This window comes from Candidatus Tenderia electrophaga (assembly GCA_001447805.1).
Taxonomy (GTDB): Bacteria; Pseudomonadota; Gammaproteobacteria; order Tenderiales; family Tenderiaceae; genus Tenderia; species Tenderia electrophaga.
This window is the reverse complement of record CP013099.1, coordinates 2,599,381-2,614,938: the sequence shown is the minus strand read 5'-3', so window position 1 is coordinate 2,614,938 and position 15,558 is coordinate 2,599,381. Positions and strand designations below refer to the sequence as shown.

Below are 15,558 nucleotides of genomic sequence, written 5' to 3'. Positions count from 1 at the left end.
GCATCGCGACACGCGACCGCGCAGACTATAATAGTTTGATTGATAACGATATGCAGAGAACGCCCTATGCAAACCGCTGTACAGACTGAATCGGAACAACGCCCCTATCGCACGCCGGAGCCCGCGGCGCAGGCAGGCCAGGCGGGCCTGCCGCAATACCTGCGCGAGGCTGAGCCCGACGCCGGGGTCCCGGAGGCCGGTCCGGCCAGTCCCAGCGATGCCGGCGTGCCGCTGCCGGCCGGGGTGCCCGAGGCCGAGGCCCCTGCGCCCACCGGGCCCAACGCCTGCGCCACCGCGGAAGAGGAGGAACGCAAGGAACGCTTCCGTCGCCGCAGCTTCTCGGCGCTGGACTTCAGGCCTTCGGCGGGCTATGGCAAGTTCGACGCCTATTACTGGCCACGCTCGTCCCTGATGGCGGCGGTGGTGAAAATGAAGTTCAACTTCGTCCAGGCCGAGGATACGCCGGACATCATGACGCTCTACTCCATGGCCCTGGCGGGCCAGGATATCAGCCGCTACTTTTGGACCGACACCCAAAAGCGTCAATATGAACGGGATTACGTCCAGACCGTCTCGCGCCAGTGGTCCTTCGCGCATACCTTTCGTTCCACCAAGCCCTGCTGGCCCTTCAGCGCCGATCCCCATGTGACGCCGCGCATCGTCAGTGATGCCAGCGCCGCCCACTTCGATGTCACCGTATTCAAGATGTCCAGTCCTACCGGCAAACGGACGTCTTCGTTCAGCGCCCGTAATCCGGGTACGGCCGGCTGGCAGGGCACGGGCGAGCTGGATGAAAACGATGTCATCGAGGAACAGAACAAACGCAGCCGTCAGGTGGCCCGTGCCGAACGCCAACGCCTGGAGCGGGCCATCGCCGCGGCCATGGCCTCGCCGGTGTTGTTCGAGCAGAACCGCGCCAACATCCGGCCGCCCTTCGATGCCCGTCTGAGCGCCCTGGCCGAGGCCATGAAGGCCAAGAATCCCTCTGACCCCGCCATCCCCATGGTGTTGCGCGGCTTCGCCAGCGCTGAAGGTGCGCGGGCGCACAACGATCGCCTCTCCAGGGAGCGGGCCGAGGCGGTGGCCGAGGTGTTGCGCCGCGCCGGGGTGCCCCAGCCGTTGGTGATCGATCCGCAGGGTCCGGTGGGCGCGCCCGATGACGCCGCCAATCGCAAGGTGGAGCTGATTCCCGATACCGGCTTCGAGACCAGCTACAGCGGTAATCGCTTTTCCCCCGCGGCCCACGAATTCGGCCACGCCCTGGGGCTGCCGGATGAATACGTCAATCGCACCACGGGTAACCTGGGGGCGAAACAAACGGCCTTCGTCAATCTGGCGCAACAGGCCGGTGTCTCACCCCCCGATCGCTGGGGGGATCGCACGTCCAGTGTCATGTCCGTGGGGGTGGATGTGCTGCCGCGTCACTATTTAACCATCTGGGAGGCCTTGGGTCAGATGACCTCGCCGGATATTACCCGCAATGAATGGAGCATCGGGTAGGATGCGCCGTGCGTACCCGGCGGTGCCGAGAATCTGGAGAATACGGTGGATCTGCTCAAACCAACGCTCAAGCTCATGGGTGACAGACATAAGCTCGAATTGGTATTCGAACTCGTTGACCATCCTTCCTATGGCGCGGTCGAGGCCAGTCTGATCAAACCGGTGGATATATGGTTTCGTATGCTTAGCTTCGATACCGATACGGAATCCCTGACAGAGGCGGATATCGTCAACAAGGGTAGGCGCGTGCTTAACATCACAAAACACACCGCCACGCACTTGCGGACTTTTTCTGATCACTACAGGCGGGAGAAGGCAAAGCTGTGCGTCGTGGCGAAGCCAACAGAGCTATGGTCGAGGCTGTATGAACCCTATATTGAAGAATGGCAAGTGGACGTTCCCGGCAGGTATAACATTCCCGTCTGGAACGCCGCGACTCAAAGAATATCGTCAAAGCTTGCTATTAAAAACTATTCAGAATGACTCATGGGGCGTGACATGCCGCGGCCTGGGCGGCAAGCCCACGGATGCCATCGGCGTTGCGCGGAGATGTCGGTAGCGGCGTGCCTCTGTGACGGCTCGCTAAACGAATCATGCTTATGGATGCCTTTGTCGATATATTGAGAACCATTATCTGGCCACTGGCCATCGTGTGGGTCTCGTATATATTCAGAAACGAGCTTCGTGGCCTTCTGAACCGGCTTTCGCTATTCAAATACAAGGACCTTGAAGCGAAGTTTGAGAAGGAGCTGCTGGAGGTTGAGAAAGAGGCGAAGGAAGCGGAGAAGTTGCTCGATCGTTCCCTCCCGCATATTGCGGATAACGAGCAAGAGAAGATTGAGCAGTTGCTGCGCATCGCGGGTATATCGCCGCGGGCAGCCATTATGGAGGCGTGGCGCGAGGTGGAATGCGCGCTGAATGATGTGGCCAAACAAGAAGGTATACGTGTCAAGGGGCTGGTGGGAAATTCCCTGTCTGCGGATAAGCTGGCGCAGATCCGGGGCATTCCCAGGGAGAACACCGACATCTATACCCGATTGAAATATCTTCGCAACCAGGCGGCGCATGTGCCCGATTACGTGATTGAAGAGCGTGAGGCGAGGCGCTACGTGCAACTGGCCATTCACCTGGCGGGCGTGTTTAGGCTCAAACCTAATGAATAAGTCTGGCCGCGCGCGAATTCACGTTTTGATGCCGTGCACTAAAGCGTCGGGGTATCGACTTGAATGATGGTTTTGTTCTTCGTAACGGCAAGGCCGCCGCCCGAACCCGGGCGGCGCATGCAAAACAATTTCAGAGCATATGGAGCTAAGAGTTCTTTAAACAGACTTCGCCCTTAAATTTCATGTCGATGGCGAACAGGCAGTTTAGCGTCCCCTTGATGTGTATTTCGCCGCGCTCCACGTTTTCGAATATGCCTCGCCCTGTGCCGGGCAATGGAACGGAGGTCTCCTCGAATGTGCCATAGGCCGAACCCGGCGGATAGCCCGCGGGGCAGGCCTGGAAATTGGCGAACCCGCTGGTATTAAGGGTGAGTTGGGAGTGATAGGATTCCCCGCTCACGGGGTGGATGACCTGATCGTCACATACAAAAGTATGGATAAAATTGGCGGAGCCGTCCGGACTGGTGGCGCCTTGCCCCAGGATACCGCATTTCATTCTATGCTTTTCCCCCTTGTGGGCACCTAGGTGTAGATGCACTGTGCCCAATGTCACACCGGGTTGTACGGCGCTATTGTAGATCTTGCCCGACACGTGTGTCGCCGTTTCATCGTCTGCACAGGAAATGGGTTGGGCAGACAAGGGCTGCATAGCTATACCAATGAGTAATCCCAGTCCCGTAAAAAATTTATAACTGTATTCCATTCCGTAGTCGCTCCCTGATATATCTAAAGTAGAATCCATGCATCTTGCATATGGCCTACCTACGCACAGTGTAGGTAGGCTTAAATATACGGAGTCTTTACCGCTTTGTCATTGCCGTGAATGGCTCAGTACGCCTGCGTTTCAGCCCGCGCCAGTTCATCCCGGCTGTTGATGTTCATGAACCTGTCCGGATCTGAAAAACGGGCGATGCAGTGCTTCTGCGCCAGCATCCACGTTTCCACTTTTAGATGGTCGGCGGCGATAGCTGTGTCCAGGCGGGATCGCAGTGAGCACGCGAGCAACACGATCAAAGGTTGCAGGCGGTGGCCGTCGTGGGCCAGGCATACCCGGACGCGCTCCTGTTCCAAGCGCTGACGCAGGGTGGTGGCGAGATCGTTTGGTAGAAAGGGCGTATCGCAGGGAACCACCAGCAGGTAGTCGGTAGCGCTCTGCTGCATGGCCGCGGCAATGCCCGCCAGGGGACCCAGGTAGTTCTGTTGTTCATCACTGACCACCGCATAACCGAATTTTTCGTATCTCGCTTGATTGCGATTGGCGCTGATGATGATGTTATCCGCCTGAGGCGCAATACGATCAATGACATGTTGCACTAAGGGCTTGCCCTTGAGGTCCAGCAAGCCCTTGTCCTCACCGTTCATGCGTCGCGACCGGCCACCTGCGAGGATGACGGCGGTGATGGATCCTCCACTCATGCACTACATCAATTCATTGAAGGGATAGAAATCCAGGGTCATGCCCTGACCCACCTTTAAAAAGGCGGGAATATGCACCAGGCCGTCGCCTTGCAGCAAGGGCGCCAGAGAGGCGGAATTCTGCTTGGGGAGCAGTTGCACCCGCAGTTCTTCGCCCCGCTCGAGCACGGCGCTGCGAAAGGTATCGCGCTTGTCGGGCTTATCGGTGTTGAAATCGGCGTGGACCACGAGACGCCGTGGCAGCACCCTGTCCATGCCCTGGCAGGCCAGCAGATAGGGCCGGGCCAATAGACAGAAGGTCACGAAACAGGACACCGGATTGCCGGGCAGACCGAGAAAGGCCGCGTCGCCAATGCGGCCGAAGGCGAAAGGCTTGCCCGGTTTGATGCGCACCCGCCAGAGCCGCACTGATCCCAGTGCCTCCACGGCGGCGCGGATGTGATCTTCCTCACCCACGGAAACACCGCCGCTGGTGACAACCACATCGGCGCTCGCGGCGGCATGTTGCAACACGGTCTTACTTTGCCCCAGATCGTCTTCAAGAATGTTGACGTCGAGCACCTCACAGCCGCAGTTTTCCAGCAGGGCGCGCAGGGTGAAATAATTGCTGTTGTAGACCTGGCCAGGTTGCAGGGCGTGGCCGGGCATGACCAGTTCATTACCGGAATTGATCAAGGCCACGGTCAGCCTTTTATACACCTTAATGCGTTGCACACCTTGGCTGGCGGCCAGACCCAGGTGGAAGGCTTGGAGGCGCTCAGCGGCGGGAGCCAGTCGCTCGCCGCTGTGAAAATTGTCGCCGCGGCGGAGGATATTGGCGCCGACCGCCACATCTGCCGGTAGCGTGACCTGGTTGTCGTGTCTCTCGCACTGTTCCTGCATCACCACCGTATTCGCCCCGGGCGGCAGCGGTGCCCCGGTAAAAATACGCGCCGCCGTGTGTCGCCCCAAAGCCGTTGGCACATCACCGGCGGCAAGGCGTTGCGAGACGGGCAAGGTGGTGGGCCGGTCTGAGTTCAGGGCGGCGCTGTCAATGGCATAGCCGTCCATCATGGCCGTGTCGAAGGTGGGCGAATCGAATTGCGCCGTCAGTGCCTCGGCCAGCACGCGGCCGTGGGCCTCGGCCAGCGCCACGGTTTCCGTGACCACCGCGTTGGCATGGTCCAGGATTTGCGCCCGCGCCGTATCCAGGTCGAGCATGCCGGGCGTGTCGCAGATCTCAGTCATCACGCATGGGTTTATTGTTCTTGTCGAATCTTGGGGAACAGTTCGACAAAATTGCACGGCCGGTGACGTATGTCCAGTTGTGGCTCCAGGATTTTTTCCCAGGCGGTGCGGCAGGCGTTGACTGAACCCGGCAGACAAAAAATTAAGCTGCCGTTAGCCACCCCGGCCAAGGCGCGTGATTGCAGGCTCGACACGCCGATCTCGGCGACGGAGACCTGGCGGAAGAGTTCGCCGAAACCGGGAATGTCTCTGTCCAGCAGCGGCTGCACCGCCTCGGGGGTGATGTCGCGATCGGTGAAGCCGGTGCCACCGGTGATGATGATAATCCTGATTTCGGGGTCGGCGATCCACTGTGACACCCGGGCGCGGATACGGTATTTATAATCCGGCAGAATCTGTTTGTCGCGGAGCCGGTGTCCCGCGGCCTGTAAGGCATGCCTTAAATAGTCTCCCGATTTATCCGTTGCCTCGGTGCGCGTATCGGACACGGTAAGCAGGGCGATCGTCTGCGAACTGAACTCATCGGCAACGGTTTTGCTCATGGGCAACTGACAACTCTCGTCTTAGCAGGAAGTTTGAGGATGGCCATTATAGCAGTCGCCTTACGGCTCACAACGCGGCGCTTGTGGTGTGTACTTCATCGCCGCCAAAAAGATCTGTCCCAATTGCAACTTTGCTCGGCATGACGTATCCCTTTGTAAGTCGGCCGAGGTACTCTCCCCCCGGCGGTGGACCACCGCCCGGGGTTTTTTATAGTGCGCAAGGGCCCTGTCCGCTGCCTTGATGTGGTGCGTCATGATATCGCTCGTCACCGGGCTGTCTTTGTATCCTGCTGTTTCAAGTGGAAATATAGGATATGGAACGCTTATTGCTGGTAATGGCCGGCCTGTTAGCTTGAGGCGGGCCCGGGTGCCGGCCATTGCAGCGCTGCCAAGGGTTGTGGTGTAGATGACTGTCACTGATGGAGGGTGATCAAGAATGTCGATCGAATAGCCAATGACATACTGTTGCCGACCTATGGGCGTTTTTTTTGTGTTGTAACTTAACGGAAGGAAAGATAAATGAAACGAATAAATGTATTGGGGATTGAAACCAAAGCACCGGCGACCTTGTTGTTGGCAGCGGCCTTGGCCGGTGGCAATACCACAACTGCCAGCGCCGCCGGCTTCACTGACGCGGTGGCGGGCGGTGAGGCGGGCCTGGAGCTGCGCTACCGCTACGAAATCGTGGATCAAACCGGCATCAGTGAAAAGGCCAAGGCCTCGACGCTGCGCACCCGTCTGAATTATGCCAGCGCCGATTATAAGGGTTTCAACGCCTTTCTGGAGTTCGACGATATCACCGCCTTCGGCGATATCGAATACAACAATGCCACCGGCCTGCCCAGTGCCCAAACCAGCTATCCCGTGATCGCGGACCCGGAAGGCACCGAGGTCAACCAGGCCAAGCTCAGCTATACGGGATTGGCGGATACCGGCATCATGTACGGCCGCCAGCGCATCATCCTGGACAACGCCCGCTTTATCGGTAACGTGGGTTGGCGTCAAAACGAACAGACTTATGACGCCTTTACCGTGAATAACAGTACACTGGCCGATACCCAATTCCTGTACAGCTATGTCAGCAACGTGAATCGTATCTTCGGTGAGGCGGCAGCGGCGGGCGACCTCGACACCAAAGCCCATTTGCTCAATATTGCCTATTCCGGTTTCGGCGCCGGTAAGCTGACCGGTTACGGCTATTTCCTGGAATTAGTAGATAACCCCAGCGCTTCGCAAGCCACGCTCGGTCTGCGCTTTGCCGGTGATACGCCGGTGAGCCAGGAGGTGAAGGCGCTGTACACCCTGGAGTTCGCCCAGCAGTCGGACTACGCGGACGGTGCCGCCACCATCGACGCCGATTACAGCCTGGTGGAAGTGGGCGCGGCCGTCAGCGGCGTGACCGTGAAGCTGGGACTGGAGACGCTCGGCGGCGACGGTACCTATGCCTTCAGCACGCCGCTGGCCACCCTGCATGCCTTCAACGGCTGGGCGGACAAGTTTCTGGCCACGCCGGTCAATGGTCTGGTGGACACCTATGTCAGCGTCTCCGGCAAACTATCGGGGGTGAAGCTGATGGGTGTCTATCATGACTTTTCCGCCGACACCGGCGGCGGCGACTACGGCACCGAGCTGGACCTGCTGGCGGCCAAGACGTTCGGCAATTACACCGTGCTGGCAAAGTACGCCGCTTACTCGGCCGATAGCTTCGCCACCGATACCGACAAGATGTGGCTCATGGGCCAGGCCACGTTTTAGGCGCGTTTTAAGCCGCGGCGAGGGCCGGCCGTCCACACCCCGTCATGCACGAAGTTGTGAGCGAACATGTGCATGATTACGAGGCATGGATGTCCGGCCCTTGCTTTTCATTGCGCGAATTTAGTGCGCGACGGGCGTGCCAAAACAGGGCGCATGTCTCGCTTATAAAGCGATTATCCCTTTCCCAATAGTTACTTACCTACCTTGCGCGGTGTTTGGCACAGCGGTTGCTAAATACTGCTCATGTTGACGTCTAACGGCGAGACACACCTCAGTGTCTGTTGCGGATGGACGCTTTTTTGAATGAAACAAAGCAGAAACGGAGTAAACACAATGCCGCTTGACCCATTGAATGACAGCACCCCCATACGCCGCCTGATCCAAGGTGCCTCCGCGATCGTCTTGTCCGCCACCCTAGTGCTGGGCATGAACATGGCCCAAGCGGTGGAGGATCTGGAAAAAGAGGATCTGAAATTCGGTTTCATCAAGCTCACCGACATGGCGCCCCTGGCCATCGCCTACGAAAAACGCTTCTTCGAGGATGAAGGTCTTTACGTCACCCTGGAGGCCCAGGCCAACTGGAAAGTGCTGCTCGACGGTGTGATTACCGGCGAGCTGGACGGCGCCCACATGTTGGCAGGTCAACCGCTCGGCGCGACTATCGGTTTCGGTACGCAGGAACACATTATCACCGCCTTTTCCATGGACCTGAACGGCAACGCCATCACCGTTTCCAACGATGTCTGGGAACAGATGAAGGCACACATTCCCCATCAAGACGGTAAGCCCGTGCACCCCATCAAGGCCGATTATCTGAAGCCGGTGGTGGACACGTATAAGGCCGAGGGCAAGCCCTTCAAGATGGGTATGGTGTTCCCGGTATCGACGCACAATTACGAGCTGCGCTATTGGCTCGCCGCCGGCGGTATTCATCCCGGCTATTACGCGCCTCATAAGGGCGATACCTCGGGCACCTTGAATGCCGACGCGCTGCTGTCGGTGACGCCACCGCCGCAGATGCCGTCCACCATGGAGGCGGGCACGATTTACGGATATTGCGTCGGCGAGCCCTGGAATCAGCAGGCCGTGTTCATGGGCATCGGCGTGCCGGTGATCACCGATTACGAGATCTGGAAAAACAATCCGGAGAAGGTGTTCGGTGTCAGCAAGAAATGGGCGGATGAACACCCGAATACCCATATCGCCGTGGTGAAGGCGCTGATCCGCGCCGCCCGGTGGCTGGATGACAGCAACAACGCCAATCGCCCCGAGGCGGTGAAGATATTGTCGCAATCCAACTACGTTGGCGCGGACTATGATGTCATCGCCAACTCCATGACCGGCACCTTCGAGTACGAGAAGGGCGACAAGCGTGCGGTACCCGACTTCAATGTCTTTTTCCGCTACAACGCCACCTATCCTTATTACTCGGATGCGGTCTGGTATCTGACCCAGATGCGTCGCTGGGGTCAGATTCCCGAGGCCAAACCGGACAGCTGGTACATGGATATCGCTAAGCAGGTGTATCGCCCGGATATCTATGCACAGGCGGCCAAGGAATTGATCGCCGAGGGCAAGATTCCAGCCTCAGCCTTTCCTGACTTCGATAGTGAAGACGGTTTCCGTCCGCCCCAGACCGAATTCATCGATGGCATCACCTATGACGGCCACAAGCCCAATGACTATCTGAAGCAGTTCGAGATCGGCCTGAAGGCGGATGACAAGGTTTAAGCGCAGGTAACCGCGGGGTGCGCTTGTACCCCGCGCCAAACAAAGCAGGACAGTGACATGAAAACCAAGCTTATCAACTTTCTCGAAATGACGGGGTTCACCTGGATGGTGCCTATGGTGCGGCTGGGCGCGGGTGAAAATGCGCGCGAACAGTTCAGCGATATGATGACTCTGATCGGTCTGCCCGTGATCGCGATTGTGGTGTTTCTGTTTGTCTGGGCCGGTGCGGCGTCACAGGTCAAGACCAGTCTCGGTGAACTGCCGGGCCCGGTGCAGGTATGGCAGCAGGCCCAGGGTTTATATGCGGAACACAAGGCCGAACGGGACAAAGAGGCCGCCTTTTATGAGCGTCAGGAACAGCGCAATGCCAAGAAGCTGGCGAAGCATCCCGATGCCGAGGTGAAGATTCGCGAATACACGGGCCGGGCGACGTTCATTGATCAGATCTTTACCAGCCTGGTGACGGTGTTTACCGGTTTTCTGATCGGTGCGCTTATCGCCATCCCCGTGGGCGTGGCCTGCGGTCTGAGCCAGAAACTCTATGGCGCCATCAGCCCGCTGGTGCAGGTGTTCAAGCCGGTATCGCCGCTGGCCTGGCTGCCCATCGTCACCATGGTGGTATCGGCGGTCTACGTCAGCGATGATCCGCTGTTCGAAAAATCCTTTATTACCTCGGCCATTACCGTGACGCTCTGTTCCCTGTGGCCGACCCTGATCAATACCGCGGTGGCGGTGGCTTCCATCGATAAGGATTTGATCAATGTCGGTCGGGTGATCCGTTTGCACTGGTTCACCCAGGTATTCAAGATTGCCATTCCCGCCTCACTGCCTATGATCTTCACCGGTCTGCGTATTTCGCTGGGTATCGGCTGGATGGTGTTGATCGCCGCCGAAATGCTGGCGCAGAACCCGGGCTTGGGTAAGTTCGTCTGGGATGAATTCCAGAACGGGAGTTCCGATTCGCTGGGCCGCATCATGGTGGCGGTGCTGACCATCGGTCTGATCGGGTTTCTATTGGATTGGATGATGTTGACGCTGCAGAAGGTCTTGTCCCATGACAAGAGCGCCGGTCGCTAATAAATCGAGGTGAGACGTATGTCGGTTGTACACGCACTAAAACGAGACGAAGCGCTGTTTGAAGCCCAGGATGTCCAACGGCGGGAGCACCATCGCCCCGCCTTTTTGGATCTGAGTGGGATCTGCATCGAGTTTGCCACCAAGAAAGGGCCTTTCAAGGCTTTGGATAACGTCAACTTAAAGATCGATAAGGGCGAATACATTTCCATTATCGGCCACTCCGGCTGCGGTAAATCCACTGTACTGAATATTGTCGCGGGCCTGTATCAGGCCACCCGCGGCGGCGTGATTCTCAACGGGCGTGAAGTCAACGAGCCGGGCCCGGATCGCGCCGTGGTGTTTCAGAACCATTCTTTATTGCCGTGGCTGAGCTGTTATCAAAACGTGGAACTGGCGGTCAAGGCCGTCTTTAAAAAGAAAAAGACCCGACCGCAGATGAAGGAATGGATTGAGCATAACCTCAAGCTGGTGCACATGGATCACGCCATGCACAAGTATCCCGCCGAAATATCCGGCGGTATGAAACAGCGTGTCGGGATTGCCCGGGCGCTGGCGATGGAACCGACGGTATTGCTCATGGATGAGCCTTTCGGTGCCCTGGACGCCCTGACCCGCGCCCATCTGCAGGACTCGGTGATGGAGATCCAGGCCGATCTCAACAACACGGTGATTATGATCACCCATGATGTGGACGAGGCGGTGCTGCTGTCGGACAAGATCGTTATGATGACCAACGGGCCAGCGGCCACCATCGGCGAGGTGCTGCATGTTGAGCTTGATCGTCCGCGCAATCGCTTGGCCTTGGCGGGCGATGCCAAGTACAATGAGTATCGCTCCGAAGTGCTGAAGTTCCTCTACGAGCGCCAACGCCGTCCGGACGAGCGTTAGGCCGCATTTCTCACCGGGCAGTCAACGGCTGAAATGTATGTGATTGAAACGAATGAAGGGCTATCGAGCATGTTGATCGATCAGACAATGACATACCGTTCCCGCCCCCGGCCGATCACGGGTCAGGCGGGTGCACGCACCCCTAAGCTGGCGTCTCACTCAAGGTATAGCCACCACGATGCCTTGTTCCCTAAAGGGCACAAGCGCGCCGGCCCGGCGCCTACCCACGCGATGCCGGTGAGAAATGCGGGCTAGCCCATGAGTAAGCCCGCAAGCCTGGCGATCGGTGAGGCGGCGACATCGGCAGCGGGCGCGCTCGCCGATCCTGCTGCGGCGGCGGCCCGTTATCTACAACAGTTGAATACCCTGATACTGGCGCGTCATGTCACCTTGTTGATGATCGAGGCGCAAAAACATCGCGGTGCGAGCCTGGCGGTGTTGGCGGGCAATCGAGAGTTCATGCCCAGGGTAGTGCAGAGCCAGCAGGTGATCCGGCGCTATCTGGCGGTGATCGACCATCTCAATCGCCACAGCGGCAAACTGATCGCCGATGCCCACATGCGAACGCTCAAACGCGACTGGCTGGCGCTGATCGAACATTGGCAGACCGACCCGGCCATGACCAATTTCGAATTTCATAACCACTTTATCGACAGCATGATCAAGCATATTTGGCAGCTGGTGGGCGACGCCCGCTTAGCCAGGGCCAGGGTTGAGAGCGGCGGGGCCGCTATGCCAGGCATGTCCAAGTTGGTGTTGAATATCACCCTGAAGCTCATGCCTGAATTGCTGGAGAATATCGCCCGCCTACGTGGCTTGGCGACCCATGTCTGTTCCTTGGGCCATTCGGATACCGAGTTCGATAGCCGCTTTGTCTCTCTGATTCATGCGTTGAATATGAACAAGGAAAAGATGCGTATCGTGTGTCGGGCCCTGCAGCACGATACCTTGCGCGCCGTGCCCTCCCTGCCCGAGATCCTGCTGCACGATCATAAGCTCGATCAACTGCAGCAAACGGTCACTCGTAATATCAGCGGCGCCGCTTCAATTCAACTCAACAGCAAAGAGCTGTTCGATTTCGCCAGCGATATCATCGATAGCTATTCGCAGGTCATCCATGACGGTATCAGCTTCTTCCGCCGTCGCATCGAACGGGAGCTGGGCGGCGTCTAGCGCGGCGGCCCTGAGACAGCCCCGCTTGAGTTCGCCTTGTCGCCGGCAATGGATCGGCCATAATCCAGTCACTCGGTTTGAGCGCGGCCCGTGCTTGCGTGCCATGCCATTTTCGCACGCACCCTCATGATGCGCTGTACCTCGATAACGTTCCAATTTGGTTCGTCATGGCGTTCCATAGTGGGGCGTGTTTCGAGGTAACAACAATTAAATCAGTTGCTTGCGTATTTTTCTGTTTCTGGCACAGCCTTTGCTCCACTCAAACCATGAGACTAATTTGTTGAGTTGGAGCGCGCGATGAAAGAGAAGTTGGTATTGGTCGGTAACGGCATGGCGGGTGTGCGCACCCTTGAAGAGCTGCTCAAGATTGCGCCGGACAGGTATGACATCACCGTATTTGGGGCCGAGCCTTACGGCAATTACAATCGAATATTGTTATCGCCGGTGTTGGCGGCGGAAAAGGGCATCGATGACATTATGCTCAATACCGTCGCGTGGTATGAAGACAACAACATCACCTTGCATGTCGGCACGACGGTCGTCGATGTGGATCGGCGCCGGCGCACAGTGATCGCCGCTGACGGGACTGAAGCGTCATACGATCGTTTGTTGTTGGCGACGGGCTCCAATCCGTTCATTATCCCCGTGCCCGGCCATGAGCTTCCCGGTGTCATTGGTTTTCGTGACATCACGGACGTGGACACCATGCTGGACAGCGCCAAGCGCCATACTCATGCCGTTGTCATTGGCGGCGGGCTGTTGGGCTTGGAGGCCGCCAATGGTCTCAAGCTGCAGGGCATGAATGTCACCGTGGTGCACTTGACCGAGACCTTAATGGAGCGTCAGCTCGACGAGGTCGCCGCCGGGATGCTGCAGCGGTCTTTGGAAGCGAAGGGCTTGCAGTTTTTGATGGCCACCCAGACGGAGGCGATTCTCGGCGACGAGCACGTCAAGGGCGTACGCTTCAAAGGCGGTCTGGAGGTCGCCGCCGATTTGGTGGTGATGGCGGCGGGTATCCGTCCCAATATTGAGCTGGCGAAAAAGATCGGCCTGCATTGCGAGCGTGGGATCGTGGTCAATGACACCCTGCAGACCTTCGATCCGAAGATCTATGCCGTGGGTGAATGTGTGCAGCATCGCGGCCATAGCTATGGTCTGGTGGCGCCCTTGTTCGAGCAAGCCAAGGTGTGTGCCAATCATCTGGCCTGTTACGGCATCGGCCGCTACGAAGGCTCGGTCACCTCGACCAAGCTCAAGGTGACTGGTGTGGATCTGTTTTCCGCCGGTGACTTTTTGGGTGACGATAGCACCGAAGCATTGGTGATGAAGGATGCCGCGCGCGGCGTCTATAAAAAGATCGTGCTCAAGGACAACAAGATTCACGGCGCGGTCATGTACGGTGATACTGTGGACGGCGCCTGGTACTTTCAGCTGCTGCGTGACGGCACCGACGTCTCAGACTTCCGCGACACCTTAATGTTCGGCCAGGCCCATCTGGGCGATTCAGGCCATGGCGGTCAGAACGCCGCGTCGGCCATGAGTGATGATATGGAAGTGTGCGGTTGTAACGGCGTGTGCAAGGGCGAAGTGGTCAAGGCCATCACCGGCAAGGGTTTGTTCACCTTGGAAGAAGTGCGCAGTCACACCAAGGCCTCGGCCTCGTGTGGTTCCTGTACCGGCCTGGTGGAACAAATCCTCGCGTCGACCGTGGGCGATTATTCCGAGACGCCTAAGAAAAAGCCCGTGTGTGGCTGCACCGACTTCACTCATGATGAGGTGCGTCATGCCATTGAAGATAATAAACTCACCTCCATCCAGGCGGTGCGCGAATTTTTGGAATGGAAAAATCCAGACGGCTGCGCCTCGTGCCGCCCGGCGCTGAATTTCTATGTGCTGGCGGCCTGGCCTCGCGAGGCTAAGGACGATCCCCAGTCGCGTTTCATCAACGAGCGTGTCCACGCCAATATCCAGAAAGACGGCACCTACTCCGTGGTGCCGCGCATGTGGGGCGGTGTGACCACGCCCAAGGAACTGCGCGCCCTGGCCGATGCGGCGGAAAAATACAACGCCAAGACAGTGAAGGTCACCGGCGGTCAACGTATCGATCTGTTCGGCATCAAGAAGGAAGACCTGCCCGCCATCTGGAGCGATCTCAACCAGGCCGGAATGGTTTCGGGCCATGCCTATGGCAAGTCGCTGCGCACGGTGAAAACCTGTGTCGGTTCGGAGTGGTGCCGTTTCGGCACCCAGGATTCCACCGGCCTGGGCATTAAGCTGGAGAAGATGACCTGGGGATCGTGGACGCCGCATAAGTTCAAAATGGCGGTGTCAGGTTGCCCGCGTAATTGCGCCGAGGCGACCATCAAGGATTTCGGTGTCGTGTGTGTCGACTCTGGTTATGAACTGCATGTGGGCGGCAATGGCGGTATCCATGTGCGCGCCACCGAACTGCTGTGCAAAGTCGCCACGGAAGACGAGGCTATGGAATACAGCGCCGCCTTTATGCAGCTTTATCGCGAACAGGCCCATTACTTGGAGCGTACCGCGCCGTGGATCGAGCGTGTCGGGCTGAGTTACGTCAAGCAGAAAGTGGCGGAGGACGAGGTCGGGCGCAAGGCATTGCAGCAGCGCTTCCTCGAATCCCAGGAGGTGTTTCAATACGATCCCTGGGCCAAGGAGGCGGAAGATCCGCAAACGCGCAAGGCCTATATTCCGATCAAGAAGGTGGGTTAGCCACAGTGCGACGGCGTAAGTATTTTGATGAAGGTTGATGAGATGAGTGAATGGATTGAAATCGGGGCGCTTGAAGAGATACCCAAATTGGGCTCCCGGGTCGTGGCGCGTGCCGGCGGTGACATCGCCCTGTTCCGCGCCGCCGACGACACGGTGTTCGCCTTGCGCGATAAGTGTCCGCATAAGGGCGGGCCTTTGTCTCAGGGCATTGTGCACGGTAATAGCGTGACCTGTCCCTTGCACAATTGGCGCATCGATCTGGCCAGCGGCGAGGCCCAGGCACCGGATGAAGGTTGTAGCGGCAAATATGCGGTGATGGTAGAAAACGGGGTGGTCTATCTGGCCCTGTAGTC

General features: G+C 58.0%; 14 protein-coding genes. 10 read left to right on the top strand and 4 right to left on the bottom strand.

The annotated features are described in order from the left end of the window. The first annotated feature begins 66 nt into the window (after positions 1 to 66). The 3 genes from Tel_12040 (at position 67) to Tel_12030 (ending at position 2,663) form a co-directional block, all read left to right on the top strand. A complete protein-coding gene (locus Tel_12040; GenBank protein ALP53803.1) occupies positions 67 to 1,500 on the top strand; it encodes a hypothetical protein in 1,434 nt (477 codons plus the stop codon). A gap of 45 nt (positions 1,501 to 1,545) precedes the next feature. Continuing rightward, positions 1,546 to 1,983 (top strand): hypothetical protein, encoded by a 438-nt coding sequence (locus tag Tel_12035; protein ALP53802.1) that lies wholly within the window; start codon positions 1,546 to 1,548, stop codon positions 1,981 to 1,983. A gap of 110 nt (positions 1,984 to 2,093) precedes the next feature. After that, positions 2,094 to 2,663 (top strand): hypothetical protein, encoded by a 570-nt coding sequence (locus Tel_12030; GenBank protein ID ALP53801.1) that lies wholly within the window; start codon positions 2,094 to 2,096, stop codon positions 2,661 to 2,663. A 145-nt stretch (positions 2,664 to 2,808) separates the two neighbouring features. Here Tel_12030 and Tel_12025 read toward each other — a convergent pair whose 3' ends face one another. From Tel_12025 to Tel_12010, 4 genes are all read right to left on the bottom strand, one after another. Then, complete coding sequence (locus tag Tel_12025) at positions 2,809 to 3,159, bottom strand: hypothetical protein (protein ID ALP53800.1); 351 nt, start codon at positions 3,157 to 3,159, stop codon at positions 2,809 to 2,811. Between the two features lie 332 nt (positions 3,160 to 3,491). Further along, on the bottom strand, positions 3,492 to 4,079 hold the full coding sequence (locus Tel_12020; protein ID ALP53799.1) for a hypothetical protein: 588 nt from the start codon (positions 4,077 to 4,079) through the stop codon (positions 3,492 to 3,494). Positions 4,080 to 4,082: 3 nt separating this feature from the next. Next, positions 4,083 to 5,306, bottom strand: coding sequence for a hypothetical protein (locus tag Tel_12015; GenBank protein ALP53798.1), 1,224 nt, complete (start codon positions 5,304 to 5,306; stop codon positions 4,083 to 4,085). 11 nt (positions 5,307 to 5,317) lie between these two features. Then, on the bottom strand, positions 5,318 to 5,848 hold the full coding sequence (locus Tel_12010; protein ALP53797.1) for a molybdenum cofactor biosynthesis protein: 531 nt from the start codon (positions 5,846 to 5,848) through the stop codon (positions 5,318 to 5,320). A 519-nt stretch (positions 5,849 to 6,367) separates the two neighbouring features. Between Tel_12010 and Tel_12005 the strand changes: the two genes are divergently transcribed. The 7 genes from Tel_12005 (at position 6,368) to Tel_11975 (ending at position 15,556) form a co-directional block, all read left to right on the top strand. Then, on the top strand, positions 6,368 to 7,603 hold the full coding sequence (locus tag Tel_12005) for a hypothetical protein (GenBank protein ID ALP53796.1): 1,236 nt from the start codon (positions 6,368 to 6,370) through the stop codon (positions 7,601 to 7,603). A 333-nt stretch (positions 7,604 to 7,936) separates the two neighbouring features. Beyond that, positions 7,937 to 9,334, top strand: coding sequence for a nitrate ABC transporter substrate-binding protein (locus tag Tel_12000; protein ID ALP53795.1), 1,398 nt, complete (start codon positions 7,937 to 7,939; stop codon positions 9,332 to 9,334). Positions 9,335 to 9,391: 57 nt separating this feature from the next. Further along, positions 9,392 to 10,411 carry a nitrate ABC transporter permease gene (locus Tel_11995; GenBank protein ID ALP53794.1) on the top strand — a complete coding sequence of 340 codons (1,020 nt, stop codon included), beginning with the start codon at positions 9,392 to 9,394 and terminating at the stop codon, positions 10,409 to 10,411. A 105-nt stretch (positions 10,412 to 10,516) separates the two neighbouring features. Continuing rightward, positions 10,517 to 11,299 (top strand): bacitracin ABC transporter ATP-binding protein, encoded by a 783-nt coding sequence (locus tag Tel_11990; protein ALP54856.1) that lies wholly within the window; start codon positions 10,517 to 10,519, stop codon positions 11,297 to 11,299. A 258-nt stretch (positions 11,300 to 11,557) separates the two neighbouring features. Continuing rightward, the gene (locus Tel_11985; GenBank protein ID ALP53793.1) at positions 11,558 to 12,472 is read left to right on the top strand and encodes a hypothetical protein; all 915 of its coding nucleotides are present in this window, start codon (positions 11,558 to 11,560) and stop codon (positions 12,470 to 12,472) included. Positions 12,473 to 12,757: 285 nt separating this feature from the next. Beyond that, positions 12,758 to 15,205 (top strand): nitrite reductase, encoded by a 2,448-nt coding sequence (locus tag Tel_11980; protein ID ALP53792.1) that lies wholly within the window; start codon positions 12,758 to 12,760, stop codon positions 15,203 to 15,205. Positions 15,206 to 15,247: 42 nt separating this feature from the next. After that, entirely contained in the window at positions 15,248 to 15,556 is a 309-nt protein-coding gene (locus Tel_11975) for a nitrite reductase (GenBank protein ID ALP54855.1), read from the top strand. The last annotated feature ends 2 nt before the right edge of the window (positions 15,557 to 15,558 follow it).

Excerpts from the sequence above, each read along its gene's own strand:
- Tel_11995 (ALP53794.1), top strand. The coding sequence starts at position 9,392 with ATGAAAACCAAGCTTATCAACTTTCTCGAAATGACGGGGTTCACCTGG.
- Tel_12020 (ALP53799.1), bottom strand. The coding sequence starts at position 4,079 with ATGAGTGGAGGATCCATCACCGCCGTCATCCTCGCAGGTGGCCGGTCG.
- Tel_11975 (ALP54855.1), top strand. The coding sequence starts at position 15,248 with ATGAGTGAATGGATTGAAATCGGGGCGCTTGAAGAGATACCCAAATTG.
- Tel_12030 (ALP53801.1), top strand. The coding sequence starts at position 2,094 with ATGCTTATGGATGCCTTTGTCGATATATTGAGAACCATTATCTGGCCA.
- Tel_12015 (ALP53798.1), bottom strand. The coding sequence starts at position 5,306 with ATGACTGAGATCTGCGACACGCCCGGCATGCTCGACCTGGATACGGCG.
- Tel_12000 (ALP53795.1), top strand. The coding sequence starts at position 7,937 with ATGCCGCTTGACCCATTGAATGACAGCACCCCCATACGCCGCCTGATC.
- Tel_12010 (ALP53797.1), bottom strand. The coding sequence starts at position 5,848 with ATGAGCAAAACCGTTGCCGATGAGTTCAGTTCGCAGACGATCGCCCTG.
- Tel_12025 (ALP53800.1), bottom strand. The coding sequence starts at position 3,159 with ATGAAATGCGGTATCCTGGGGCAAGGCGCCACCAGTCCGGACGGCTCC.
- Tel_11985 (ALP53793.1), top strand. The coding sequence starts at position 11,558 with ATGAGTAAGCCCGCAAGCCTGGCGATCGGTGAGGCGGCGACATCGGCA.
- Tel_12005 (ALP53796.1), top strand. The coding sequence starts at position 6,368 with ATGAAACGAATAAATGTATTGGGGATTGAAACCAAAGCACCGGCGACC.
- Tel_12040 (ALP53803.1), top strand. The coding sequence starts at position 67 with ATGCAAACCGCTGTACAGACTGAATCGGAACAACGCCCCTATCGCACG.